Annotated in this window: 23 protein-coding genes and 4 tRNA genes; 21 read left to right on the top strand and 6 right to left on the bottom strand. The window is 58.7% G+C overall.

The window, feature by feature from the left end; translation table 11 throughout:
• Positions 1-212: 212 nt before the first annotated feature.
• Genes IE038_RS16010 through IE038_RS16000 form a run of 3 tightly spaced genes read left to right on the top strand, consistent with a single transcriptional unit; the run spans position 213 to position 3,775 of the window.
• Positions 213-872, top strand: a complete 660-nt coding sequence (locus IE038_RS16010; protein ID WP_189395905.1) for a paraquat-inducible protein A — start codon at positions 213-215, stop codon at positions 870-872.
• Complete coding sequence (locus IE038_RS16005) at positions 859-1,482, top strand: paraquat-inducible protein A (protein ID WP_189395904.1); 624 nt, start codon at positions 859-861, stop codon at positions 1,480-1,482. Before IE038_RS16010 ends, IE038_RS16005 begins: the two co-directional genes overlap by 14 nt.
• The gene (locus IE038_RS16000) at positions 1,475-3,775 is read left to right on the top strand and encodes a PqiB family protein (RefSeq protein WP_189395903.1); all 2,301 of its coding nucleotides are present in this window, start codon (positions 1,475-1,477) and stop codon (positions 3,773-3,775) included. The genes IE038_RS16005 and IE038_RS16000 overlap by 8 nt, the downstream gene beginning before the upstream one ends.
• A 146-nt stretch (positions 3,776-3,921) precedes the next feature.
• Here the strand turns inward: IE038_RS16000 and rpsT are convergent, their stop codons facing one another.
• Entirely contained in the window at positions 3,922-4,194 is a 273-nt protein-coding gene (gene rpsT / locus IE038_RS15995) for a 30S ribosomal protein S20 (protein WP_065761566.1), read from the bottom strand.
• Between the two features lie 251 nt (positions 4,195-4,445).
• On the opposite strand from rpsT, the gene murJ reads away from it, so the two are divergent.
• The 6 genes from murJ (at position 4,446) to ispH (ending at position 11,781) form a co-directional block, all read left to right on the top strand.
• Positions 4,446-5,984, top strand: a complete 1,539-nt coding sequence (gene murJ, locus IE038_RS15990; RefSeq protein ID WP_189395902.1) for a murein biosynthesis integral membrane protein MurJ — start codon at positions 4,446-4,448, stop codon at positions 5,982-5,984.
• Between the two features lie 118 nt (positions 5,985-6,102).
• Entirely contained in the window at positions 6,103-7,053 is a 951-nt protein-coding gene (gene ribF, locus IE038_RS15985) for a bifunctional riboflavin kinase/FAD synthetase (protein ID WP_189395901.1), read from the top strand.
• Positions 7,050-9,881, top strand: coding sequence for an isoleucine--tRNA ligase (gene ileS, locus IE038_RS15980; RefSeq protein WP_163933234.1), 2,832 nt, complete (start codon positions 7,050-7,052; stop codon positions 9,879-9,881). Before ribF ends, ileS begins: the two co-directional genes overlap by 4 nt.
• On the top strand, positions 9,874-10,389 hold the full coding sequence (lspA, locus tag IE038_RS15975; RefSeq protein WP_163933237.1) for a signal peptidase II: 516 nt from the start codon (positions 9,874-9,876) through the stop codon (positions 10,387-10,389). The genes ileS and lspA overlap by 8 nt, the downstream gene beginning before the upstream one ends.
• Complete coding sequence (gene fkpB / locus IE038_RS15970; RefSeq protein WP_065761571.1) at positions 10,382-10,819, top strand: FKBP-type peptidyl-prolyl cis-trans isomerase; 438 nt, start codon at positions 10,382-10,384, stop codon at positions 10,817-10,819. Before lspA ends, fkpB begins: the two co-directional genes overlap by 8 nt.
• Positions 10,820-10,833: 14 nt before the next feature.
• The gene (gene ispH, locus IE038_RS15965; protein WP_163933240.1) at positions 10,834-11,781 is read left to right on the top strand and encodes a 4-hydroxy-3-methylbut-2-enyl diphosphate reductase; all 948 of its coding nucleotides are present in this window, start codon (positions 10,834-10,836) and stop codon (positions 11,779-11,781) included.
• Here ispH and IE038_RS15960 read toward each other — a convergent pair.
• A complete protein-coding gene (locus IE038_RS15960; RefSeq protein ID WP_163933243.1) occupies positions 11,758-12,282 on the bottom strand; it encodes a GspH/FimT family protein in 525 nt (174 codons plus the stop codon). The two genes, ispH and IE038_RS15960, sit on opposite strands and share 24 nt — an antisense overlap.
• A 108-nt stretch (positions 12,283-12,390) precedes the next feature.
• On the opposite strand from IE038_RS15960, the gene pilV reads away from it, so the two are divergent.
• From pilV to thiO, 5 genes are all read left to right on the top strand, one after another.
• Positions 12,391-12,759: a type IV pilus modification protein PilV gene (gene pilV / locus IE038_RS15955; protein WP_163933246.1), complete on the top strand. Its 369-nt coding sequence runs from the start codon at positions 12,391-12,393 to the stop codon at positions 12,757-12,759.
• Positions 12,756-13,412: a PilW family protein gene (locus tag IE038_RS15950; protein ID WP_163933249.1), complete on the top strand. Its 657-nt coding sequence runs from the start codon at positions 12,756-12,758 to the stop codon at positions 13,410-13,412. Before pilV ends, IE038_RS15950 begins: the two co-directional genes overlap by 4 nt.
• Positions 13,413-13,414: 2 nt before the next feature.
• Positions 13,415-13,924 (top strand): pilus assembly PilX family protein, encoded by a 510-nt coding sequence (locus IE038_RS15945; RefSeq protein ID WP_189395900.1) that lies wholly within the window; start codon positions 13,415-13,417, stop codon positions 13,922-13,924.
• Positions 13,925-13,936: 12 nt separating this feature from the next.
• A complete protein-coding gene (locus IE038_RS15940) occupies positions 13,937-14,350 on the top strand; it encodes a type IV pilin protein (protein ID WP_163933255.1) in 414 nt (137 codons plus the stop codon).
• 63 nt (positions 14,351-14,413) lie between these two features.
• Positions 14,414-15,508 (top strand): glycine oxidase ThiO, encoded by a 1,095-nt coding sequence (thiO, locus tag IE038_RS15935; protein WP_163933258.1) that lies wholly within the window; start codon positions 14,414-14,416, stop codon positions 15,506-15,508.
• Between the two features lie 53 nt (positions 15,509-15,561).
• On the opposite strand, the gene IE038_RS15930 is transcribed toward thiO, so the two are convergent.
• Positions 15,562-15,792 (bottom strand): PP0621 family protein, encoded by a 231-nt coding sequence (locus IE038_RS15930; RefSeq protein ID WP_163933261.1) that lies wholly within the window; start codon positions 15,790-15,792, stop codon positions 15,562-15,564.
• Between the two features lie 91 nt (positions 15,793-15,883).
• Entirely contained in the window at positions 15,884-16,900 is a 1,017-nt protein-coding gene (locus IE038_RS15925) for an outer membrane protein assembly factor BamD (protein ID WP_163933264.1), read from the bottom strand.
• Between the two features lie 150 nt (positions 16,901-17,050).
• On the opposite strand from IE038_RS15925, the gene rluD reads away from it, so the two are divergent.
• The 7 genes from rluD (at position 17,051) to IE038_RS15890 (ending at position 22,148) form a co-directional block, all read left to right on the top strand.
• A complete protein-coding gene (gene rluD, locus IE038_RS15920; protein ID WP_163933267.1) occupies positions 17,051-18,013 on the top strand; it encodes a 23S rRNA pseudouridine(1911/1915/1917) synthase RluD in 963 nt (320 codons plus the stop codon).
• Positions 18,010-18,750, top strand: coding sequence for a peptidoglycan editing factor PgeF (gene pgeF, locus IE038_RS15915; protein WP_163933271.1), 741 nt, complete (start codon positions 18,010-18,012; stop codon positions 18,748-18,750). Before rluD ends, pgeF begins: the two co-directional genes overlap by 4 nt.
• 125 nt (positions 18,751-18,875) lie before the next feature.
• A complete protein-coding gene (clpB, locus tag IE038_RS15910; RefSeq protein ID WP_163933275.1) occupies positions 18,876-21,440 on the top strand; it encodes an ATP-dependent chaperone ClpB in 2,565 nt (854 codons plus the stop codon).
• 295 nt (positions 21,441-21,735) lie between these two features.
• Positions 21,736-21,811: transfer RNA gene (locus tag IE038_RS15905), tRNA-Asn, on the top strand.
• A 4-nt stretch (positions 21,812-21,815) separates the two neighbouring features.
• Positions 21,816-21,892, top strand: a tRNA-Pro gene (locus IE038_RS15900).
• Positions 21,893-21,898: 6 nt separating this feature from the next.
• Positions 21,899-21,974, top strand: a tRNA-Lys gene (locus tag IE038_RS15895).
• Positions 21,975-22,071: 97 nt separating this feature from the next.
• Positions 22,072-22,148, top strand: a tRNA-Pro gene (locus IE038_RS15890).
• A 101-nt stretch (positions 22,149-22,249) separates the two neighbouring features.
• On the opposite strand, the gene IE038_RS15885 is transcribed toward IE038_RS15890, so the two are convergent.
• Positions 22,250-22,822 (bottom strand): DUF1120 domain-containing protein, encoded by a 573-nt coding sequence (locus IE038_RS15885; RefSeq protein WP_189395899.1) that lies wholly within the window; start codon positions 22,820-22,822, stop codon positions 22,250-22,252.
• A gap of 32 nt (positions 22,823-22,854) precedes the next feature.
• Positions 22,855-25,422, bottom strand: a complete 2,568-nt coding sequence (locus IE038_RS15880) for a fimbria/pilus outer membrane usher protein (protein ID WP_189395898.1) — start codon at positions 25,420-25,422, stop codon at positions 22,855-22,857.
• Positions 25,423-25,455 lie beyond the last annotated feature (33 nt).

Raw genomic sequence — 25,455 nt, 5'->3', positions numbered from 1 at the left:
GGGGTTTCCCCATGTGAGAGTAGGTCATCGTCAAGATTAAATTCCGAAACCCCTATCTGCACATGCAGGTAGGGGTTTTGTCTTTATGGCTTTAGAAATCGCCGGCAGTGCTGTCCTGCAATTGCCCTTTCCTGATCGATCTTTGGTTGTGCTCCCACAATTTGAGTTGGAACACTAGAATAGAGGTCGACGTTTTTACTCAGAATTCACTCATGTCCGATCCTGCCACTTCCGATCCACTCGCAGACCTGCCGCTGGACCAACTGGTGGGTTGTCATGAGTGTGACCTGCTGATGCACAAGCCCGTGCTAAAGCACAATGAGAAGGCGCAGTGTCCTCGCTGCGGCTACGAGCTCTACGCCCATCGACACAATGTAGTCGAGCGCAGTATGGCCTTGGTGCTGGCTGCACTGCTCCTTTATGTGCCTGCGAACTTCCTTCCGATCATGCAGCTCCATCTGCTCGGGCAGACCTCTGACGATACCGTCTGGAGCGGTGTTCTTGGATTGTATGGCAGTGGCATGCGTGAGATCGCTGCCGTGGTGTTTCTGTGCAGCATGGCCATTCCCTTGCTCAAGCTACTGTGCCAACTCGTTGTGCTGCTCAGTATCAGGCTGGATGTTGGGCGCAGCTACGGGCTTTTGCTGTACCGTATTTATCACCATATGCGCGACTGGGGCATGCTCGAGGTTTACTTCATGGGCGTGCTGGTTGCCATCGTCAAGCTGGTCGATCTTGCTGAATTGAGCCTGGGGCTGGGGCTTGTCTGTTTTGTTAGCTTATTGCTGGTTCAGGTATGGTTGGAGGTTGTGATGTCGCCTCACCAGATCTGGGTTGCCTTGTCCGGGGAGAACCTTCATGCGGGCGATTGATGCTGGCATCCTGATTTGCATTGAGTGTCATGAGTTGAACCGGCAGGTGCCTGATACCGATGAGCAGGTTTGCACACGCTGCGGTGCATTGGTGCATGCCCGGCGCCCTAATAGCCTGATTCGCACCTGGGCGTTGCTCATCACTGCGGCCATTCTTTACATTCCCGCCAATATCCTGCCGATCATGACGGTGAGTACGTTGGGGCAGGGCAGTCCCGACACCATCATGTCTGGCGTCATTACGCTGATGAAGCACGGAATGTTTCCGATCGCTGCGGTGGTATTTGTCGCCAGTATTCTTGTGCCGACCTTCAAGCTGGTAGGTATTGCGCTGTTGTTGTACTCGGTGCAGCGCCACCAGCCGCTTTCTGCTCGTCAGCGAATTGTGATGTACCGCTTCATCGAATTTATCGGTCGCTGGTCGATGCTGGACATCTTTGTGATTGCCATTCTGGTGGCGGTGGTGAATTTTGGCCGCATTGCCAGTGTTGAAGCCAATCTAGGCGCTATCGCCTTCGCTAGTGTGGTGATACTGACAATGCTCGCCGCAGTAACTTTCGATCCCCGACTGATCTGGGATAACACGGAGTCGGATGACGACAATGAGTGATTTGCCTACGGCTAAAACCCGCCCTGCCTCGAACTGGTCCGCTATCTGGATACTGCCTTTGATCGCCTTGGTCATTGGTGGTTGGCTTGGATGGCAGGCTTACCGTGACTCGGGGGTTGATATCGAGGTTCGCTTCCAGAGTGGCGAAGGCATCGTCGTCAACAAAACTGAGGTGGTCTATAAAGGCATGCCAGTGGGTAAGGTGAAAAACCTGGTTCTGGATGCCAAGGGCAGTAACACAGGGGTGATTGCCACGATTGAGATGAACAAGGCGGCTGAGCCCCAGTTGCGCACAAATACGCGTTTCTGGTTGGTTAAGCCGAGCGTAAGCCTGGCAGGTATCACTGGGTTGGAAACGCTCGTTTCGGGTAATTACATCGCTGTGAGTCCTGGTGATGGAGACCCCGCCCGGCGCTTCAAGGCGTTGGCCGAGGCCCCACCGCTTTCTGATGCCGAGCCAGGGCTGCACCTGACCCTCAAGGCTGATCGACTGGGCTCGCTCAATCGTGACAGCCCGGTATTCTACAAACAGATCCAGGTTGGGCGCGTGAAGAGCTATCGTCTTGCCGAAGATCAGGGGATTGTTGAGCTCAAGGTATTTATCGCCCCAGCCTATGCAAACCTTGTTCGTAAGCACACGCGTTTCTGGAATGCCAGCGGCATCAGTATCGATGCCAATCTCTCGGGTGTGAAAGTGCGCAGTGAGTCACTGGCCAGTATCGTTGCCGGTGGCATCGCCTTTGCTACGCCCGAGCACCGCAAGGACAGCCCGCCCACCGATACCAACCTCCCATTCCGCTTGTACGAAGACTTTGATGCCGCGCAGGCGGGAATCAAGGTCAAGGTTACGCTGAGCGATTTCGAGGGCTTGCAGGCTGGCAGGACACCTGTGATGTACAAGGGTATCCAGGTTGGCTCGCTCAAAACGCTCAAGGTCGACCCTGATCTTTCCAGTGCAACGGCCGAGCTGACGCTGGATCCGTTGGCAGAGGACTATCTGGTTGCAGGCACCCAGTTCTGGGTAGTCAAGCCGTCGATCTCCCTGGCCGGTATCACCGGGCTAGAGGCATTGGTCAAGGGTAACTACATTGCAATTCGTCCGGGCGATAAAGGCGCTTTGCCACAGCGTGAGTTTGAAGCTCGCGCTAAAGCGCCGCCGCTGGATCTGAAGGCACCTGGTCTGCACCTGGTGCTGTTCAGTGACAATCTGGGGTCGCTGGAAGTCGGGAGTCCGATCCTCTATCGTCAGGTAAAGGTTGGTACTGTGCAGAGCTACCAGTTCTCCAAGACCCATAAACGTCTATTGATTGGCGTCCATATCGAAAAGGAGTACGCCAATCTGGTCAACGGTTCGACACGCTTCTGGAATGCCAGTGGCATCACCCTGAGTGGTGGTCTCTCGGGTATTCAGATCAAGAGTGAGTCCCTGCAGAGTCTCATGGCGGGCGGTATTGCTTTTGATACCCCTACACCGGATGTACCGCTAAAACGTCGTGTTCCGCGTTTCAAATTGCACCTCGATCAAGAGGCGGCCAATCGCAGTGGAACTACTGTGATGATCAAGGTGGAGCGCGCTGACGGGCTCAAGGCGGGGACACCCATTCGCTTCAAGGGCTTGGATATTGGCAAGGTTGAAGACGTCAGGCTGAGTGATGATCTTGAATCGGTCATGCTCAAGGCGCGTATAACCGAGGTGCCTGATCGCATTGCTCGGGTTGGAACGCAGTTCTGGGTAGTGAAGCCTGCGCTGGGTATCGTCAAGACTGCCAATCTGGAGACGCTGGTAACAGGCCAGTATCTTGAGGTTCTACCGGCGGTGAAGAACCAGGGGCCGCAACGCAACTTTGTCGCGCTGCCCGAGGCTCCGAACCTCACTGAGCGCGAAGCCGGGCTTGAGTTGGTATTGAGTGCAGCACGCCGCGGTTCGATTAAGCCGGGTGTTCCTGTGACCTACCGTGAAATCACGGTAGGCAAGGTCACAGGGTACGAACTTGGACAGACTGCGGATCGCGTGCTCATTCATATCCTGATTGAGCCGCGGTATGCCTCGCTGGTGCGCGGTGGCAGCCGCTTCTGGAACAGCAGTGGCTTCGGTATGGACTTCGGGCTGTTTAAAGGGGCGACGGTGCGTACTGAGTCGCTAGAAACGCTGATCGAGGGCGGTATTGCTTTTGCGACCCCAGATGGGGAGGGGATGGGTAATCCTGCGCTGCCCAAGCAAACCTTCGCGTTGTTCGATAAGGCCGAAGATGAATGGCTGCAGTGGGCGCCGAAGATTCAGATCGGTAAGTAGGCTGGTAAAGAGTGTGCGGTGGGGCTGGTTGCCAGCCCCTGTGTTTCAACTGCAGGGCTGGGCAATTCCACTGCTGAGCAATGCAGTGATAAAACGCAGGCAACAAAAAACCGACCCTAGGGTCGGTTTTTTTACAAGCAGGTCACTTAGGCAGCAGTTTTCAGCGCCTTGATGTGGCCATTCAGACGGCTCTTATGACGAGCAGCCTTGTTCTTGTGGATGATACCCTTGTCGGCCATACGGTCGATTACAGGGACAGCCAGAACGTAAGCGGCTTGTGCTTTGTCAGCGTCTTTTGTGTCGATGGCCTTAACTACGTTTTTGATGTAGGTACGGACCATGGAACGCAGGCTGGCGTTGTGGCTGCGACGCTTCTCAGCCTGTTTTGCACGTTTTTTGGCGGAAGGTGAGTTGGCCACCGTCGAGCTCCTCGAAAGACTTTAAATAGCAAACAAAATAGGCCGCGAATCATGCCGATGAGTTAAGCAGTTGTCAAGGGTACATATGCCCTTCTGCTAAGCGGTCGATGTAACCACAGAGATGATTCCCTTCTGGCACATGACCTGTAAACTCGGTCGTTTTCACTCAGCATCGCGGATGCGGCGCGTATTATCGCATATCCGGGCGCTCAGATGCCCAACCCTTCGTCTACAGGCGTGAAAATCTCTCGATGAATTTGCTCAAGTCCCTGGCCGCTGTCAGCTCCATCACCATGGTTTCCAGGGTGCTGGGCTTTGTCCGCGACACCATATTGGCGCGTATTTTTGGTGCCGGCGTGGCCACCGATGCCTTCTTCATTGCCTTCAAGCTGCCTAACCTGTTGCGGCGGATCTTTGCTGAAGGTGCGTTTTCTCAGGCTTTTGTACCGATTCTGGCTGAATACAAAAGCCAGCAAGGCGAAGAGGCGACTCGGACCTTTGTCGCCTATATCGCGGGGCTGTTGACGTTGGTGCTGGCATTGGTCACGGCACTGGGCATCGTTGCAGCACCTTGGGTGATCTGGGTAACGGCGCCTGGTTTTGTCGACAGCCCCGAGAAGTTCGAGCTCACCACCGACCTTTTGCGTGTCACCTTCCCTTATATACTGCTGATCTCGCTGTCGTCTCTGGCAGGCGCCATCCTCAATACCTGGAACCGTTTCTCGGTACCGGCCTTCGTGCCGACCCTGCTTAACGTCGCGATGATTTTTTTCGCGCTGTTCCTTACGCCTTATTTTCATCCGCCCGTAATGGCCTTGGGTTGGGCGGTGCTGGCGGGCGGGTTGTTGCAGCTGCTTTATCAACTGCCGCATCTGAAAAAGATTGGCATGCTCGTACTGCCGCGCCTGAATCTGCGGGACAGTGGCGTATGGCGCGTGCTGAAACAGATGCTGCCGGCAATTCTGGGGGTGTCGGTCAGCCAGATCTCGCTGATCATCAACACGATTTTTGCCTCCTTTCTGGTGGCGGGCTCCGTCTCCTGGATGTATTACGCCGACCGCCTGATGGAGCTGCCCTCTGGTGTGCTGGGTGTCGCCTTGGGCACGATCCTGTTGCCGACCCTGGCCAAGACCTACGCCAACCGGGATCGTCACGAGTATTCACGGATTCTCGACTGGGGGCTGCGTCTTTGCTTCCTGCTGGTGCTGCCGTGTACCTTCGCCCTGGCAATTCTGGCTGAGCCCTTGACCGTTTCGTTGTTCCAGTATGGCAAGTTCAGTGCCTTCGATGCCGCAATGACCCAGCGCGCGCTGATCGCCTATTCGGTGGGCCTGCTTGGAATCATTCTGGTCAAGGTGCTCGCGCCAGGCTTCTATGCCCAGCAGAACATCCGTACACCCGTGAAAATTGCGATTTTCACCCTGGTGGCCACTCAATTGCTTAACCTCGCGTTCATTTCCCATCTGCAGCACGCCGGCCTGGCGCTGGCGATCAGCGTCGGCGCTTGCCTCAATGCAGGGTTGTTGTATTGGAAATTGCGTCAGCAAGACCTCTTCCAGCCGCAACCAGGCTGGGCCATGTTCCTGCTCAAGCTGCTGGTGGCGGTCCTTTTGATGGCCGGTGTACTGGTCGTGGGCATGAAGCTGATGCCCGCCTGGGAGCAAGGGCAGATGCTTGCGCGTTTCTTGCGTCTTGGGCTGTTGGTCGGTGCGGGCATCGCAACCTATTTTGGTTGTTTGTTCCTGTTTGGTTTCCGCCCGCGAGACTTCGCGCGCAAGGCATTGCATTAATGGGCGGCGTCGGTCAGGCGTCGGTTTTTTGCGTTGACGATAAACGCAGCACGCTGCTGCCTGTCGTCAGCGCGCGGGTGTGGTTATAATCGGCCACTTTATGATCAAGAAGCGCGTTATGCAGCTGGTTCGAGGCCTCCACAACCTGCGCCCCCAGCACCGGGGCTGTGTCGCCACTATTGGCAACTTTGACGGTGTCCATCGTGGCCACCAGGCAATCCTGGCACGCCTGCGCGAGCGGGCGGCGGCGCTGGGTGTTCCTAGCTGCGTGGTGATCTTCGAGCCGCAGCCACGCGAATACTTTGCGCCTGAAACGGCACCAGCCCGTCTTGCGCGGCTGCGTGACAAGGTTGCCCTGCTGGCTGCTGAAGGCGTCGACCGGGTGCTATGCCTGGCCTTCAATCAGCGCCTGAGCAAGCTCAGCGCCGCCGAGTTCGTCGAGACCATCCTGGTCGATGGCCTGGGGGTGCAGCATCTGGAGGTCGGTGACGATTTTCGTTTTGGCTGTGACCGAGCGGGCGACTTCTCGTTCCTGGAGCAAGCCGGGGCCACTTACGGGTTTACCGTTGAGGCGGCCCAGACGGTTGAGCTCGATGGTTTCCGGGTCAGTAGCACTGAGGTACGCAATGCCTTGGCAGACGCCGATTTTGCCTTGGCCGAGCGGTTGCTGGGACGGCCTTACCGTATTACCGGACGGGTGCTGCACGGCCAGAAACTGGCGCGTCAGTTGGGCACCCCTACCGCGAATGTCCAGCTCAAGCGGCGTCGTGTGCCGCTGACGGGCGTTTATCTGGCCAGTGCCGAAATTGATGGCCAGCGTTGGCCGGGTGTCGCCAATATTGGCGTACGACCCACTGTTTCAGGTGATGGCAGTGCCCACCTGGAAATACACCTCCTGGATTTTGCCGGCGACCTGTATGGCCGGCGTTTGACGGTGGTATTCCACCACAAGCTGCGCGACGAGCAGCGTTTCGCCTCCCTGGAGGCGCTTAAGTCGGCGATCGATGCGGATATCGCCGCCGCACGTGCCCATTGGCACGCTCAACCGCTAACGAAGAGCCTGAAATGACCGACTATAAAGCCACGCTTAACCTTCCGGACACCGCCTTCCCAATGAAGGCCGGCCTGCCACAGCGCGAACCGCAGATTCTGCAGCGTTGGGACAGCATTGGCCTGTACCAGAAGCTGCGTGAGATTGGCAAGGATCGTCCGAAGTTCGTACTGCACGACGGTCCACCCTATGCCAACGGCAAGATTCATATCGGTCATGCGCTGAACAAGATTCTCAAGGACATGATCGTCCGCTCCAAGACCCTGGCCGGCTATGACGCGCCGTATGTACCGGGTTGGGACTGCCACGGCCTGCCGATTGAGCACAAGGTCGAAGTGACCCATGGCAAGCACCTGACCGCGGACAAAACCCGTGAGCTGTGCCGCGCCTATGCTGCCGAGCAGATCGAAGGCCAGAAGGCCGAGTTCATCCGCTTGGGTGTCCTGGGTGACTGGGACAATCCCTACAAGACCATGAACTTCGCCAACGAAGCCGGTGAGATCCGCGCGCTGGCGGAAATGGTCAAGCACGGCTTCGTGTTCAAGGGCCTCAAACCCGTGAACTGGTGCTTTGACTGTGGTTCGGCATTGGCCGAAGCCGAGGTCGAATACGCCGACAAGAAATCGCAAACCATCGATGTGGCGTTCCCGATCGTCGACGAGGCCAAGCTGGCAGCAGCCTTCGGCCTGGACGCACTGGCCAAGCCTGCTTCTATCGTGATCTGGACCACCACCCCGTGGACCATCCCGGCCAACCAGGCGCTGAACGTTCATCCTGAGTTCAACTATGCGCTGGTCGATGTCGGTGACAAGCTGCTGGTACTGGCAGAGGAACTGGTTGAGTCCTGCCTGAGCCGCTACAAGCTGGAAGGCAGCGTTGTCGCCACCGCGCCCGGCGCGGCGCTGGACCTGATCAACTTCCGCCACCCGTTCTACGACCGTCTGTCGCCAGTTTACCTGGCCGAGTACGTTGAACTGGGCGCCGGTACCGGTGTGGTGCACTCCGCGCCAGCCTACGGTGAGGACGACTTCGTCACCTGCAAGCGCTATGGCATGTCCAACGACGACATCCTGACGCCTGTGCAGAGCAACGGTGTGTATGTCGAGTCGCTGCCGTTCTTTGGCGGTCAGTTCATCTGGAAGGCCAACCCGGCAATCGTTGAAAAGCTGTCTGAAGTCGGTGCGCTGATGCATACCGAAACCATCAGCCACAGCTACATGCACTGCTGGCGTCACAAGACCCCGCTGATCTACCGCGCCACCGCGCAGTGGTTCGTGGGCATGGACAAGCAGCCAGACCAGGGCGAAACCCTGCGTCAGCGCGCGATCAAGGCCATTGAAGACACCAAGTTCGTGCCAGCCTGGGGCCAGGCGCGCCTGCACTCGATGATCGCCAACCGTCCAGACTGGTGCATCTCGCGTCAGCGTAACTGGGGCGTCCCGATTCCATTCTTCCTGCATAAGCAGACCGGTGAACTGCACCCGCGCACCGTTGAACTGATGGAAGAGGTGGCCAAGCGCGTCGAGCAGGAAGGCATTGAAGCCTGGTTCAAGATGGATGCCGCCGAGCTGATCGGTGAAGAGGCCGCCCAGTACGACAAGATCGCCGATACCCTCGACGTCTGGTTCGACTCCGGCACCACTCACTGGCACGTACTGCGTGGCTCGCACAATGTGGGTCACGAAAGTGGCCCGCGTGCAGACCTGTACCTGGAGGGTTCCGACCAGCACCGTGGCTGGTTCCACTCCTCGCTGCTGACCGGTTGTGCTATCGACAACCATGCGCCGTACCGCGAACTGCTGACTCACGGTTTCACCGTTGACGAAAACGGCCGCAAGATGTCCAAGTCGCTGGGTAACACCATCGAGCCGCAGAAGGTCAATGACACCCTGGGTGCCGACATCATGCGTCTGTGGGTATCGGCCACCGACTATTCCGGTGAAATGGCGGTTTCCGATCAGATCCTGCAACGCAGTGCTGACGCCTACCGTCGTATCCGTAACACCGCACGCTTCCTGCTGTCGAACCTGTCTGGTTTCGACCCGGCCACCGACCTGCTGCCCGCCGAAGACATGCTGGCTCTGGACCGTTGGGCCGTGGATCGCGCCCTGATACTGCAGCGCGAGCTTGAAGAGCACTACGGCGAGTACCGTTTCTGGAACGTCTACTCCAAGGTTCACAACTTCTGCGTGCAGGAGCTGGGTGGTTTCTATCTGGACATCATCAAGGACCGTCAGTACACCACTGGCGCCAACAGCGTTGCACGACGCTCCTGCCAGACCGCGCTGTACCACATCAGTGAGGCGCTGGTGCGCTGGATCGCGCCGATCCTGGCCTTCACCGCTGACGAGCTGTGGCAGTACCTGCCGGGCGAGCGTAACGAGTCGGTGATGCTCAACACCTGGTACCAGGGGCTGAGCGAACTGCCGGAAGGCTTCGAGCTGGGCCGTGCCTATTGGGACCGGATCATGGCGGTGAAAGCGGCAGTCAACAAGGAACTGGAGAACCAGCGCGCAACCAAGGCCATTGGTGGCAACCTGCAGGCTGAAGTGACCCTGTTTGCCGATGAGGCCTTGTCCGCTGATCTGGGCAAACTCAGCAACGAGCTGCGTTTTGTACTGATCACCTCGGCGGCGAGCGTTGCACCGTTCGTGCAGGCACCGGCTGACGCCGTGGTAACCGAAGTGGCCGGTCTGAAACTCAAGGTGGTCAAGTCGGGCTACACCAAGTGTGGCCGTTGCTGGCACTTCCGCGAAGACGTGGGTGTGAACCCTGAGCATCCGGAAATCTGCGGCCGTTGCGTCGACAACATCAGTGGCAGTGGAGAGGTGCGTCACTATGCCTAACCCTGCCGCGGGGCGCTTCGGGCGCCTCAGCTGGCTCTGGTTGAGCGTGCTGGTCCTGGTCCTTGACCAGGCCAGCAAGTTCTACTTCGAGGGCTCATTGAGCCTGTACCAGCAAATTGTGGTCATTCCAGACTATTTCAGTTGGACCCTGGCCTATAACACCGGCGCCGCATTCAGCTTCCTGGCGGACAGTTCGGGCTGGCAGCGCTGGCTGTTTGCCCTGATTGCCTTGGTCGTCAGTGCGGTATTGGTGATTTGGCTCAAGCGGCTTGGGCGCAATGACACCTGGCTGGCCGTCGCCCTGGCGCTGGTGCTGGGCGGTGCGTTGGGCAACCTGTATGACCGCATTGTCCTGGGCCACGTGATCGATTTCATCCTGGTGCACTGGCAGAACCGTTGGTATTTCCCGGCCTTCAACCTGGCCGACAGCGCAATTACCGTTGGTGCGGTGATGCTGGCGCTGGATATGTTCAAAAGTAAGAAGTCCGGAGAACCCGTCCATGACTGACATCCGTATCGGCCAGAACACCGAAGTTACCTTGCACTTCGCGCTACATCTGGAAAACGGCGACACTGTCGACAGTACGTTCGACAAAGCGCCAGCGGTCTTCAAGGTCGGCGATGGCAACCTGCTGCCAGGCTTTGAGGCTGCGTTGTTTGGTTTCAAGGCCGGTGACAAGCGCACCGTGACCGTTGCGCCGGAAAGTGCGTTTGGTCAACCAAACCCGCAGAACGTTCAGGTCATGCCACGTTCTTCGTTCAACGACATGGAGCTCTCCGAAGGCCTCCTGGTGATCTTCAACGATGCCGCCAATGCCGAGCTGCCTGGCGTTGTAAAAGCCTTTGACGATGCTCAGGTCACCATCGACTTCAACCATCCGCTGGCCGGCAAGACCTTGAGCTTCGAGGTGGAAATCCTCGGCGTCAAGGCGCTTTGAGCCAGGAGCACTCCATGCAAATCAAACTCGCCAACCCTCGTGGTTTTTGTGCCGGTGTGGATCGGGCGATTGAAATCGTCAACCGCGCCCTGGAAGTCTTCGGTCCGCCGATTTATGTGCGTCATGAAGTGGTGCACAACAAGTTTGTTGTTGAAGACCTGCGTGCACGCGGCGCGATTTTCGTCGAGGAGCTGGAGCAGGTACCCGATGACGTCATCGTTATCTTCAGTGCCCACGGTGTTTCCCAGGCTGTGCGCCAGGAAGCGGCGGGGCGTGGCCTGAAGGTCTTCGATGCTACTTGTCCGTTGGTGACCAAGGTGCATATCGAAGTGGCGCGTTACAGCCGCGACGGCAGGGAGTGCATCTTGATTGGTCACGCCGGGCACCCCGAAGTCGAGGGCACCATGGGCCAGTATGACGCGGCCAATGGCGGGGCCATCTATCTGGTCGAGGATGAAGAGGATGTCGCCAACCTTCAGGTGAACAACCCGGAGCGTCTGGCGTTCGTCACTCAGACCACCTTGTCGATGGATGACACCAGTCGCGTTATCGACGCCCTGCGTGCGCGCTTCCCGAGTATCGGTGGCCCGCGCAAGGATGACATCTGCTACGCCACCCAGAACCGTCAGGATGCCGTCAAGCAACTGGCAGACGAGTGTGACGTTGTACTGGTCGTTGGTAGCCCTAACAGCTCCAACTCCAATCGTCTGCGTGAGTTGGCTGAGCGCATGTCTACCCCGGCTTACCTGATCGACGGCGCTGAGGACCTGCAGCGCAGCTGGTTCGACGGTGTTGAACGCGTAGGTATTACCGCTGGGGCCTCTGCCCCGGAAGTACTGGTGCGCGGTGTGATTCAGCAGTTGCAGGCATGGGGAGCGACAGGGGCCGAAGAGCTGGATGGGCGCGAAGAGAACATCACGTTCTCCATGCCCAAAGAGCTACGGGTCCGTTCGCTGACCTGAACCGACCGCCGCGCACAGCGGCTGTTCGTGCAAAGCCTGCCTCAGGCTGACCCGCCCCGAGCGGGACAGTACGACCTGATAATGGCTTCTGGCAGTGGCATCTTCACAGATGTGCAAGGTGCCCGCCAGAAAGGCACCGCTGCCCTGCAGCGGTGTGCCCAGGCCACTGAAACGCACCTGACGTGCGAGTGGCTGGTTGCCAACAATCAAGACCCGGCCACTGGCGCGATACTCGTGCAACAGCGTCCGGGTTTCTTGTTCCAGCACGGTGCGCCAACCGTTGCGCCAATCCCCCTCAATGGCCTGCAGCACCACGATCTGGTTGCGCTGTAGCGCTTCGCCGCGGGCATTGTTCAGCGCGAGTACCAGTTGCTGCGCGCTGGCCTGACGCTGTAGGCGGGTGCTCATGTCACTGTAGGCCGGTATCCCTAAATGCAGCAGCAGGGTCATTAGCATCAGTGCGTACAGCAGTTGAATCAGTGTTACTCCCTGTTGCTGCATGCTGCATTCCTCCCTGGAAGTGCTTCGCTTCAGGTTCGGGGGCGGCGGGAAGTTTGTCCAGTCGGCCGGGTTGTCTAAGGCAGGTGGAAAAATCGCAGGAGGCGATACATGGCCAGGAGGTCGCAAGGTGGCATGACCCTGATTGAAGTACTGGTGGCGCTGGTGATGGTCGGGTTGGGCTTGTTCAGTGCCGCGACGCTGCAACTGCGGGCATTGCAGGCTACCGATAGCGCACGAATGAGCAGTCAGGGGGCGCTTGTAGCGCAAGGTTTGCTTGAGCAGGTTCGTGCGAGCGGTGAGGTGAGTGGCGCTGCACGCTTGGCACTGCGCCGGCGTGCGGCGGCCTTTGCCGGGGCGTCGGCCCAAGGACACGTGGTACAGGCCAACGCGGATACGGTCGTGACCCTGACCTGGGATGATCGTCGAGCCGGCGGTGCCTCCCGGGTGCTGCAGATCGCCGGGCGGGTTTTGCCGTGAAAGGCCAGGCGGGTTTCAGCCTGCTTGAGTCACTGGTTGCATTGAGCATTGGTGTGTTGCTGATGCTGGCCAGCAGTCGGGTGTTCATGGGGGCGATCCAGGTCTGGCAGGCTCAGGCGCTGGCGGCGCATCTGCAAGAGGATGCCCGCTTTTTACTGCTGCGCATGGCTCGGGATATCCGTATGGCAGGTATGGCTGGGTGCTTACGGCATGAAGCGATCACCTTTGCCGACGCCTCGACGGCCGAACGCTTTCGGCAGCCACTGAGAGTTGACCGCGCCCCTGACGGCAGCTTGCGCGCCCTGAGCCTGATTGCTGGCGAGTCTGGTGAGACGGGAGGCCCACCAGACTGGACGCTGGTCACCGATTGCCTGACGACGGCACATGTCTACCCAGGCGTGCGCAGCGCCGGGGCAGGGCAGACAGCAATGCCTATACGGCGGCAGACCTACCGCCTGGAGGGACGGCAACTATTGTTGAGCAGTGGCGGCAGTCGTTCGGTGCTGATCGACAACGTGAGTGCGCTAAGGCTGATGTTTGATCCTGCTGCACCTCATGAACTGCACTTGAGTCTGACCTTGAGTGATCCGCACGGGCGGGTCGCAGCACAAACCTACGAACTGACTGCCGCCCCGCGCAACAGGTGGTTTTAGCGATGAGCACGCAACGCGGAATGGTGCTGCTACTAAGCCTGCTGCTGACGATGTTGCTGGGGTTGCTGGGGCTTTCGTCGCTGCACAGTGCGCTGTTGCAGGAGCGAATGTCGGGGAATCTGCTGGTATCCCTTCAACTGCTTGAGCAGGCAGAGACAACCTTGCGTCATGCTGAGGCGCAGTTGCAGGCAGGGCTTGAGCTGGCGCCGTGTCGTTATTGTCAGCCACCGCCGGAAGCAGGCAACGTACAGGCGCCTGGTATTTATCGAGGCGCGGGAAGGCATTCGGGGCTGGTTTGGTCGGCCTCGGCCTCGGGCCTGTTTCTGATTCAACGACTCGGGCGCAGCGTCCATGCAGCCCGGATGCCTGTGGACGAGCCGGTCATGCTGTATCGCATCACCGCCGTTGCCCGCCAGGGCGCCGCTCGTACAGTGCTGGAAAGCACCTTTGCCTTAACGCTGGCGGCTGACGGGCCGCCCATGCAACGCATTCTCTGGCGACAAGTCCTATAGGGAGGGTACCCGATGAGAGGTTCATGCAAGGGGCTTACCCTGATCGAACTGTTGATTGTCATCGCCGTCGTCGGCATTCTGGCGAGCATTGCCTACCCCAGCTACAGCGAAAAGATCAAAAAGGCCGCGCGCACGGAAATCGCCGGGTTGTTGTTCGAGAGCGCACTGAGCCTTGAGCGGCACCGCGCTCGTGCAGGTCAGTATGCCGATACCGAGGGGGTGGTAACGCCTCTGCCCACGGGCACCGACTATTACAGCCTGCATGCCAGCCGCACTGCCGAAGACTTCGTGCTGTCTGCCCGACGTCGGCCAGGCACGCTGATGGCCAGTGATCGCTGCGCAGACTTCGTCCTAGGCCATGACGGCATTCGCCGTAACCCTGGCGCAACGGGCGACCACAGCCAGGCGTACTGTTGGGGTAACTGAGGATTGTGCAGGTTCATGGCGCCGAGGCGGCGTCACGGTTCATTTCGGGTATTGGATCAACACATGACTAAGCAAGTAGTGATTGTCGGTGGCGGGGTAATCGGCCTGCTGACTGCGTTCAACCTGGCTGCAGAGGTCGAACAGGTGGTGCTCTGTGACAAGGGCGAGGTGGGCAAGGAGTCGTCCTGGGCGGGGGGCGGGATCGTTTCGCCGCTCTATCCCTGGCGTTACAGTCCCGCTGTGACGGCCCTTGCGCATTGGTCGCAGGATTTTTATCCACAGTTGGGTGAGCGTCTGTTTGCCAGCACCGGTGTCGACCCTGAAGTGCACACCACGGGTCTGTACTGGCTGGACCTGGACGATGAAGACGAAGCCCTGGCCTGGGCGGCGCGTGAAGGACGTCCTTTGAGTGCTGTGGATATTGCCCAGGCGTACGCGGCAGTCCCGGTGCTGGGCAGCGGTTTTGGCCGTGCTATCTACATGTCGGGCGTTGCCAATGTGCGTAACCCACGATTGGTCAAATCACTCAAGGCAGCATTGCAGGCTCTGCCGAATGTGGTTTTGAAAGAGCATTGCGAGATCACCGGGTTCTCGCGAGAGGGCGAGACCATTACAGGGGTGGAAACCGCATCCGGGGCCATTGCCGCCGATCGCGTCGTGCTCACCGCCGGTGCCTGGAGTGGCGAGTTGTTGGGTACCCTGGGATTGAACTTGCCGGTAGAGCCGGTCAAGGGTCAGATGATTCTCTACAAGTGCGCTGCCGACTTTCTGCCGAGCATGGTACTGGCTAACGGGCGTTATGCGATTCCGCGGCGTGACGGGCACATTCTGGTGGGCAGTACGCTTGAACACTGCGGCTTCGACAAAGCTCCGACCGAGGATGCACTGGAGAGCCTCAAGGCTTCGGCGGTGGAGCTGCTGCCGGCGTTGGCTGATGCGACGCCAGTGGCTCATTGGGCAGGCCTGCGCCCGGGTTCCCCTGAGGGGATTCCCTACATTGGTGAAGTGCCTGGCTGGCAAGGGCTTTGGCTGAACTGCGGGCACTACCGCAATGGTCTCGTGCTGGCGCCAGCGTCCTGCCAACTGTTTGCCGACCTGTTACTGGGGCGAGCCCCAATCATCGACCCGAGCCCTTATGCCCCGGCGGGTCGCCTGTAAACAGCGGATGTCCGAGTAGCCCGCGACGCTGGAAACGCCAGCGCCTGCGGGGCTCAACGATCCGCTACCGGCCCTTTCTCCAGGTGTGCGGAGCTGCAATACCACTCGCCGCCCCGGCGTAAGGCGCGATCATTCGGTACGTGGACGCCACAATGCGCACAGCGAACCATTTTCAGGGTGTTCTCAGGCGAGGTATCGCGAGGGGCGGCGTTGCCGGCCTTGAACTTGCGCCAAAGCCAAAAGGCCGCAGCAATCAGGGCAATCCAGAAAAGTAAGCGAACCATGATGTCCAGCGAGTCAGTGATTAAGTCTCCAGTTTAACGGCGGGCATAAAAAAAGGGAGGCCTTGGCCTCCCTTTATCTTCTACGTGACGATCAGTCGAAAACACCGAAGGTCATGCGGCTGAACCAGGAACGATCATTGCTCGTGCCTTCTGCTTCGTGCTTCTCTTCCTCGGCCGCTGCGCCTTGTTTCGGCAGCAATTCTTCCGGGATGGCTTCCTTGGCATCTTCATACTGACGGATCACGTCCTGGTTGGCGCGGGTTTCACCCGGCGGCAGTGGCGTATCGGTCTCGATCAGGCCCAAGGTTGCCTTGGACAGCCAGGAGCGGTTATCGGCTTCTTCTTGCTGCGGCACGAACTGCCCATCAACCAGGCTTGGGTGGTCGGGGTAGTTCAGCTTGAGGGTGTCCAGGCTGCTGGCTGCCAGCTCGTCCAGGTGCAGGCGCTGGTAGGCCTCGACCATGACCGCCAGGCCGTCACCGACCGATGGGGTTTCCTGGAAGTTTTCCACGACGTAACGCCCGCGGTTGGCAGCAGCAACATAGGCCTGACGGGTCAGGTAGTAGTCGGCCACATGGATTTCATACGCTGCCAGCAGGTTACGCAGGTAGATCATGCGCTGCTTGGCATCGGGCGAATAACGGCTGTTCGGGAAGCGGTTGGTCAGCTGGGCGAACTCGTTGTACGAGTCGCGAGCAGCGCCCGGGTCACGCTTGGTCATGTCCAGCGGCAGGAACCGCGCCAGCAGGCCACGGTCCTGGTCGAACGAAGTCAGGCCCTTGAGGTAGTAGGCGTAATCGACGTTCGGGTGCTGCGGATGCAGGCGGATGAAACGCTCGGCAGCGGACTTGGCTGCCTCAGGTTCGGCGTTCTTGTAGTTCGCGTAGATCAGCTCGAGTTGCGCCTGGTCGGCGTAGCGACCGAACGGGTAGCGCGACTCCAGGGCCTTGAGCTTGGCGGTGGCGCTGGTGTAGCTATGGTTGTCCAGGTCGCTCTGCGCCTGCTGATAAAGCTCGGCTTCGCTGAGGTTTTCGTCGACGACTTCCTTCGAAGAACAAGCAGCAGTGAGTCCTAGGATGGCGATCAGCAGCAGGTGTTTCACTTGCATGGCGGCTTGCGTCCCTTTGACGGCTGCTGTCTTGGGCGAGGCCGTCCTGTTATGATGAACACCCCGTTGCAATACCCGGGGTAAAAAGAAGCCGTATTTAACCACAAGCCTGCAGCCGAAACCAAAGGCTGTACCGCCGCCGATCCGAGCATGTCTGAGATTATTTCACTTCGCGCAGAGGTGCCGTCCGAATTGGGCGGTCAACGCCTCGACCAAGTCGCCGCCCAATTGTTTGCCGAGCATTCGCGCTCGCGCCTGTCCGCCTGGATCAAAGAGGGCCGCCTGACTGTCGACGGCAATGTCCTGCGCCCGCGCGATATCGTTCATGGTGGTTCGTTGCTGGCGCTGGACGCCGAGCAAGAGGCCCAAGGCGAGTGGGTGGCCCAGGATATTGAGCTGGACATCGTCTATGAAGACGACCAGATCATGGTCATCAACAAGCCGGCCGGGCTAGTCGTTCACCCGGCCGCAGGGCATGCCGATGGCACGTTGCTCAATGCCCTGCTGCACCACGTACCTGACATCGTCAATGTACCGCGTGCCGGTATCGTCCACCGTCTGGACAAGGACACCACCGGTTTGATGGTCGTGGCCAAGACCATTCAGGCGCAGACCCAACTGGTTAGCCAGTTGCAAAGCCGTACCGTCAGCCGTATCTACGAATGCATCGTGGTGGGCGTGGTGACTGCGGGTGGCAAGATCAACGCACCGATTGGCCGTCATGGCACCCAGCGTCAGCGTATGGGCGTGATGGAAGGTGGCAAGCCTGCTATCAGCCACTACCGCGTGCTTGAGCGTTTCCGCTCGCATACCCATGTACGGGTCAAGCTGGAAACCGGCCGTACCCACCAGATCCGCGTGCACATGGCGCACGTGAATTTCCCGTTGGTCGGTGATCCGGTCTATGGCGGGCGCTTCCGTATTCCACCGGCGGCGAGCCCGACGATGGTCGAAGCGATCAAGAACTTCCCTCGTCAAGCCCTGCATGCACGCTTCCTTGAGCTGGACCACCCGGTGACCGGTGAGCGCATGAGCTGGGAGTCGCCGTTGCCGGATGATTTCGTCTGGCTGCTGTCGCTGCTCAAGCAGGACCGCGAGGCGTTCGTCGGATGAGCCGGTTGGCGTGCGACCTGCTGATCCCGGACTGGCCTGCGCCAGCCGTGGTCAAGGCGTGCGTCACCACGCGTGCCGGGGGCGTCAGTCAGGCGCCCTACGACAGCCTCAATCTGGGCGATCATGTCGGTGATGAGCCGGCAGCAGTCGCCGAAAACCGTCAGCGCCTTACCGCTGAATACGCCATCCAACCGGCCTGGCTCAAGCAGGTTCATGGCGTCGTGGTGGCGCACGCCGACCCGGGCGTGATCGCTGAAGCCGATGCTAGCTGGACCGACACGCCGGTTGTGGCCTGCACCGTGATGACTGCCGATTGCTTGCCCGCGTTGTTCTGCGACCGTGCTGGTACTCGGGTCGCGGCCGCCCATGCGGGCTGGCGCGGTTTGGCCAACGGTGTGCTCGAAGCCACGCTGGACAGCCTGCAGGTTGATCCGCGCGACGTGCTGGTCTGGCTGGGGCCGGCCATTGGCCCCGCTGCCTTCGAAGTCGGGGCCGAAGTGCGTGACGCATTCATGGCCACGCATCCAGAAACAGCCCAGGCCTTTGTCCCCGGCGACAAACCCGGCAAGTACATGGCTGATATCTATGCACTGGCGCGTCTGCGCCTGGCCGCACGGGGTGTGACGGCGGTGTATGGTGGTGGTTTCTGTACGTTCAACGATCCTCGCTTCTACTCCTACCGGCGTAATCCGGGCACTGGCCGCTTCGCTTCGCTGGTCTGGCTCGCTCCGCGCTGATCTGCGTCAAGCGCGCTACGCTTGAATCTTCCAGAATGATCCCAAACTACTGTGGTATCTCTGGCAGGTTTATCTTCATCAGGTGTGTCCATCGCTCCGACCTGCCCTAACTAGGAAGGTAACTTATGCGTATTGACCGTTTGACCAGCAAGCTACAGCTGGCGTTATCCGATTCCCAATCTCTGGCGGTGGGCATGGACCACCCGGCCATTGAGCCTGCGCACCTGTTGCAGGCGCTCATCGATCAGCAGGGCGGCTCAATCAAGCCGTTGCTGATGCAAGTTGGCTTTGACGTCAACAGCCTGCGCAAGGCCATTGCCAAAGAACTCGACCAACTGCCAAAAATCCAGAACCCCACGGGCGACGTGAACATGTCCCAGGACCTGGCGCGCCTGCTCAATCAGGCAGACCGCCTGGCTCAACAGAAGGGTGACCAGTTCATCTCCAGCGAGTTGGTACTGCTCGCCGCCATGGACGAGAACAGCAAGCTGGGCAAGCTCCTGCTTGGCCAGGGTGTGACCAAGAAGGCACTGGAAAACGCCATCAGCAACCTGCGTGGTGGCGAGGCAGTGAATGACCCGAATGCCGAAGAGTCGCGTCAGGCCCTGGACAAGTACACCATTGACCTGACCAAGCGTGCTGAAGAGGGCAAGCTCGACCCGGTGATCGGTCGTGACGACGAGATCCGTCGCACCATCCAGGTACTCCAACGCCGCACCAAGAACAACCCGGTGCTCATTGGTGAGCCTGGCGTGGGTAAAACGGCCATTGCTGAAGGGCTGGCTCAGCGCATTATCAATGGCGAAGTGCCGGACGGCCTCAAGGGCAAGCGCCTGCTGTCACTGGACATGGGGGCCTTGATTGCGGGCGCCAAGTTCCGTGGCGAGTTCGAGGAGCGCCTCAAGTCGCTGCTCAACGAACTGTCCAAGCAGGAAGGCCAGATCATCCTGTTCATCGACGAACTGCACACCATGGTCGGCGCCGGCAAGGGCGAGGGCTCCATGGACGCCGGCAACATGCTCAAGCCCGCGCTGGCGCGTGGTGAGCTGCATTGTGTCGGCGCAACGACCCTCAACGAGTACCGTCAGTACATTGAGAAGGATGCGGCCCTGGAGCGGCGTTTCCAGAAAGTACTGGTGGATGAGCCGAGCGAAGAAGACACCATTGCCATTCTGCGTGGCCTCAAAGAGCGTTATGAGGTTCACCATAAAGTGGCGATCACTGACGGCGCGATTATCGCAGCGGCCAAGCTCAGCCATCGCTATATCACTGACCGGCAGTTGCCGGACAAGGCCATCGACCTGATCGATGAAGCTGCCAGCCGTATCCGTATGGAGATCGACTCCAAGCCGGAAGTGCTCGATCGCCTTGAGCGTCGCCTGATTCAGCTGAAGGTTGAGTCCCAGGCATTGAGCAAGGAAAAGGATGAAGCCGCCCTCAAGCGCCTGGAGAAACTGACGGAAGAGATTGAGCGCCTTGAGCGTGAGTATTCCGATCTGGAAGAAGTCTGGACCTCGGAAAAGGCAGAGGTGCAAGGTTCGGCCCAGATCCAGCAGAAGATCGAGCAGTCCCGTCAGGAGCTTGAAGCTGCGCGGCGCAAGGGTGACCTGAGCCGCATGGCGGAGCTGCAGTACGGTGTGATTCCGGATCTGGAGCGCAGCCTGCAGATGGTCGACCAGCACGGCAAGGCCGAGAATCAGTTGCTGCGCAACAAGGTCACCGAGGAAGAAATTGCCGAAGTCGTGTCGAAATGGACCGGCATCCCGGTTTCGAAAATGCTCGAAGGCGAGCGTGAGAAACTGCTGAAGATGGAAAGCCTGCTGCACGAACGCGTGATCGGCCAGGAAGAGGCCGTGGTTGCAGTGGCCAACGCCGTACGTCGCTCCCGTGCCGGCTTGTCCGACCCGAACCGGCCAAGTGGTTCGTTCCTGTTCCTTGGCCCAACCGGCGTCGGTAAGACTGAACTGTGCAAGGCATTGGCCGAGTTCCTCTTCGATACTGAAGAGGCGATGGTGCGTATTGATATGTCCGAGTTCATGGAGAAACACTCCGTGGCACGGCTCATTGGTGCGCCACCGGGCTATGTCGGTTATGAAGAGGGTGGTTACCTGACCGAAGCGGTACGTCGCAAGCCCTACTCGGTGGTGTTGCTCGACGAGGTCGAGAAAGCGCACCCGGATGTCTTCAACGTGCTGCTGCAGGTGCTGGAAGATGGTCGTCTGACTGACAGTCATGGGCGTACGGTGGATTTTCGCAATACCGTGATCGTGATGACCTCCAACCTGGGCTCGGCACAGATCCAGGAGCTGGTGGGGGACCGCGAGGCCCAGCGTGCAGCAGTGATGGATGCGGTCGGTTCGCACTTCCGGCCAGAGTTCGTCAACCGTATCGACGAAGTGGTGGTGTTTGAGCCGCTGGGGCGCGAGCAGATCGCCGGCATCACGCAGATCCAGCTTGGACGCCTGCGCAGTCGTCTGGCAGAACGCGAACTGAGCCTGGAGCTCAGCCCGGAAGCGTTGGACAAGCTGATTGCCGTTGGTTACGACCCGGTTTACGGCGCACGGCCACTGAAACGAGCCATTCAGCGCTGGATCGAAAACCCGCTGGCGCAGCTGATTCTGTCGGGGCACTTCCTGCCTGGCAGCGCGATTACCGCGAAAGTGGAGGGCGAGGAAATTACCTTCGCCTGAGTTTTCTGAGGGTTACGCTAAGGCCTCGATTTTCGAGGCCTTTTTTTTCTTTGCAATTTTTCTCCAGTGCTTGTAAAGTGCGCCCCGCTGTAAGTCACCCCGCAGATTCTTGGTTGGTTTGAAGAATCTGAAAAAACTGAAAAAAAGTTGCAAATCAGTAATTTGGGGGTTGACAGAGGTTTTGGAAATTGTAAAATAGCGCGCCTCAGAGACATGAACGTAGCGATACGGAAACGTCAAAGAGTTCGAAGCGGTAGAGATACAGTTTTCGAAATTGCAGTAGCTGAAATGTAGTTCCGCGATAGCTCAGTCGGTAGAGCAAATGACTGTTAATCATTGGGTCCCTGGTTCGAGTCCAGGTCGCGGAGCCAATTTCGGGGTGTAGCGCAGTCCGGTAGCGCGCCTGCTTTGGGAGCAGGATGTCAGGAGTTCGAATCCCCTCACCCCGACCATTTTCAGGGTCGTTAGCTCAGTTGGTAGAGCAGTTGGCTTTTAACCAATTGGTCGTAGGTTCGAATCCTACACGACCCACCATTTTCGAGTCTGACCCGTCAGGCTCGAATCTTAAAAGGCATGACACCGTATGTGTCATGTAACGAAAAGAAGGCGCCGTAAGGCTCCATCTTTTTACCGGGGTGTAGCGCAGTCCGGTAGCGCGCCTGCTTTGGGAGCAGGATGTCAGGAGTTCGAATCCCCTCACCCCGACCATACATGTAAAGAAGGCGCCCCTAAAAAGGCGCCTTTTTTCGTTTTGGGGTCCAGAGGTTCTCCGTACGACTTTTCTGTCGTAGTCCTCGTTTGTGCGGCTCTCAGAAATGCTGAACCTGAAAGGCCAGGTGGGCCTCCAGTGTTTTCGTGTCGCGCGTGCGCAATTCAGTAATCGGCACCAATGGTCGTATCTCGACCTGAAGCGAAAGCACAGAGCCCAGTGCCGGTGCTCCTTCGCTTATTGGGATGACGCTGTCACCAGGTACTGCTTCAATCGATGACGCATACGAGTCTGGTGCCGCCGCGCCTGAGTCAGCGCGTGCCAGATCGACCCGCCGACCGTCGAGCATTGCATTGCTCAAGCGCACTCGGACGTGTCCTGACTGCGCAAACTTGAAGTGGTCAGCGTACGTCTCCCCACGCAAAACCAGCATGGGGGTGGCAGCGGTCGGGCAGTTGGCGCTCAGGCCGATGCTTCGACTACCCAGTGTGTACAGATGTCCAGTCGGTTGACGAGCGTTTGAACCTGGCGCAATGATCCGGCCGAAATTCATGTTCGATTCGCTCAAGCGGATCGTGCATTTCTGAGCCATTGCGTGCCCCGCAGCCATGACACCAAGGCCACAGAGCGCAATCCGTGCAATGCTTCTCACGTAGCGGCATACGTTATTCATAACGGTTCCTACCCATCCAATGGGGTTATCAATCAACTTGTGCTGCAGGTGGCATTGGCTGTTTCAAAATAGACATTCAGGTCTTGCTCGTCTGGCAGCATGAAACTGACGTTGCACGATTGCTCCTCCCCAAGGCTGATGGTCAGGGCATCATTCAACTCAACGTTACTAATGAAGACTTTGCCGTCCTCTACCACGGTGGTCACAAAGTCGCCTTGTGCATTGAACACGCTGGCGCCTTTGCCGATCGTGTTACCGGCCTCGTCGGTTACGTGTAACAGTGCCCGGCGTGACTTGATCACCGGGAAGTCGAGTGTGCTGACAGAACCTCGACCCGCTGAGAGCGCTTTGAAGCCATTCTGGATATCAACGTTTCGCGGCAGGCTCTTGGTATCGATTTCGATAGGGGTGCTGCCATAGGCGTTGACCTGTGGCAGCACGGCATTACCCCATGGGTCGGTCCAGACCGGCCCACCAGGTGTATTGAGTTTCACACCTGACACATCCCCCACCTTGGCCACGCCAAAGGTATCGGTCAGTGGGTAAGGTGACAGTGTCACGCCTCCACCATGAAGGGCTACACCACCTCGTAACTGCCCACTGTAGGTCCTGCTATCGGCGCCAGTGCGCGAGTACCCAAGGCTGGCCTGAGCAAAGCGAGGCAGCATGTTCACATCGCCCGAAAAGCTCTGCTGCTGGGCATCGCGTTCAGTGCTCAGGCGATAAGATGCAAAATCACTGCTGTAGTCTTGGAAGGTCGTACCGAAGCGGGTGTTGCCATCTCGTTTGCTCGCAAAGCTGCTGACACTGCGGTTGCCACCCAGTGGCACGCTTACGGTGAGGTACATGGCCGTGTTGCGTTCTCTGGCTTGGTCAGGTTGTTCAGCACCATTGCCGCTGCCGGTCCGTCCTCCAAGATCGCGACTGAGGTTCAGGCTGACGGTGGCGTGCTTGAACGACTTGCTCCAGTTTGCATTCACATGATTCGACGTCTGCCCGTCAAAGCGATTGGATCGAGAGTAGCCTGCTGTAAGGCTGCCAAGCCGTGCATCGTTCCATCCCAAGCCGATCCCATACTGGTCGCGGGTCATAGGGTTCGTTCTGTCTTGATTGGGCGCCTGTACGGTATCGTGCAGGCTACGGAAGCCGTCGCTCTGTCGTGTGTAGTTGGCACTGACGTTGATGTTCTGCGAGAGGTTCGAGCTGATGCTGAGGCTGCCCTGAGCACCCATGACGTCCTCTTCGCCGGCATAGGTCAAGGTGTTGCGCGCACTGACCGACGCTGCAGTGCCGAGTTTAGTGCCCAGTGTCCAGGCCCCTGCCCGATAAGCGTTGTCACTCACCATCAAGCCGGCAGAAACGGTGCTGCTCTGGCCCAGAAGCCAGCCACTGCTTGCTGTCACCAGCGTGGGAGATGGCATTGTGCTTTCCCCAAAGGTTCTGACCTCGCCGACAGCCATGGAAAAGCCAGGTGCGCTTAACGATGTCTGAACCAGGGAGGCCGCAGGCACTGTAAAACGGTGTTCTTCGCCACTGGATTCGACCACCAGCACATCCAGGTCAGTAAAGCTGTTCAGCAGTTGTACATTCGGTAAGGTGAAAGGGCCGGACGGCACCAGCGATGTATGGACAAGTGCTCCAGACTGACGCACCTCTACCCGCGCCTGGCTCTGGGCAATCCCCTGGACTGTCGCGCCCCCTAGGCTCTTAGGCTGCAACCCTGCCTCTGGCACCAGCTGTAAGCCTGTTATCGCCTCCCCAGGGAACACCGAGTTGCGAATGTTGATCTGCCCGACTTGCAGGGTTGATGCGATGGGGGCGAACGTTTTTTGTGCATAGGTGTACAGCGATTGGAAACGCTCACTTTCGTTCTGAGCCGAGTAGCTTTGTCGGCTGCGTAGAATCCAGTCCCCGGCATTGACGCCCAATTCTGTGTCGGTCGAGTAGTAGCGGCTGCTGGAACCGGAGAACTGAGTGTTCAGTCCCAGAATTTCATAGTTGAACATCCCCGCGATGCCGCCGGTCTGGTAAACATTCACGTCTTCACTAAAGGGGCGAAGGGCATCGGAGCTGACAAGCAGGGAAACCTCTTCGCGATTGGGCAATAGCACGATTTCGGTTTGCGGGTAGGCCGCTACAAAGTCGTAGCAGTCCTCGTCGGGAGTCGCTGAGCTGTCGTTCGATTTGTAGCGGCTATCGGGTGTTTTCAGCTGGGCTTGATTTAACAGCATTTGGTTAAAGCACACGTGCCCCTCTGCATCGAAGTGCACCTCGACATTGCCTTGTGAGCGGCCATTCACGGTCAGCGTTACCCGTCGAGTGCCCTCGGAGAAGCGAGGTGCTCGGCCAAAAAAATCTGCAACCTTGGGATCAATTCCCCGGCTCTTCAGCATGCCCAGGTCGAATGAGGCGAATGCGCTATCATCACTCGCGTCAGCATGAGCCGCCTGAGGCGCTGTAGCGGACCACGCAGCGCTGCTGCCTGCTCCGCAAGCAATCAGCGTGGAGACGACCGCCGCCAAAGGTGCAAGGCGCTGAACGCCTAACGTGCGGCATGCTGCGACGCGCATCACGCCCGCCGCCGTCACCAACATATTCATGAAGGGCGCCACTCCTGACGTCTTGAGTTGGGT

It is taken from the genome of Pseudomonas laurentiana (assembly GCF_014648275.1).
GTDB lineage: Bacteria > Pseudomonadota > Gammaproteobacteria > Pseudomonadales > Pseudomonadaceae > Aquipseudomonas > Aquipseudomonas laurentiana.
The sequence above is the reverse complement of the archived record's forward strand: the minus strand, read 5'-3'. Positions and strand labels throughout refer to the sequence as shown.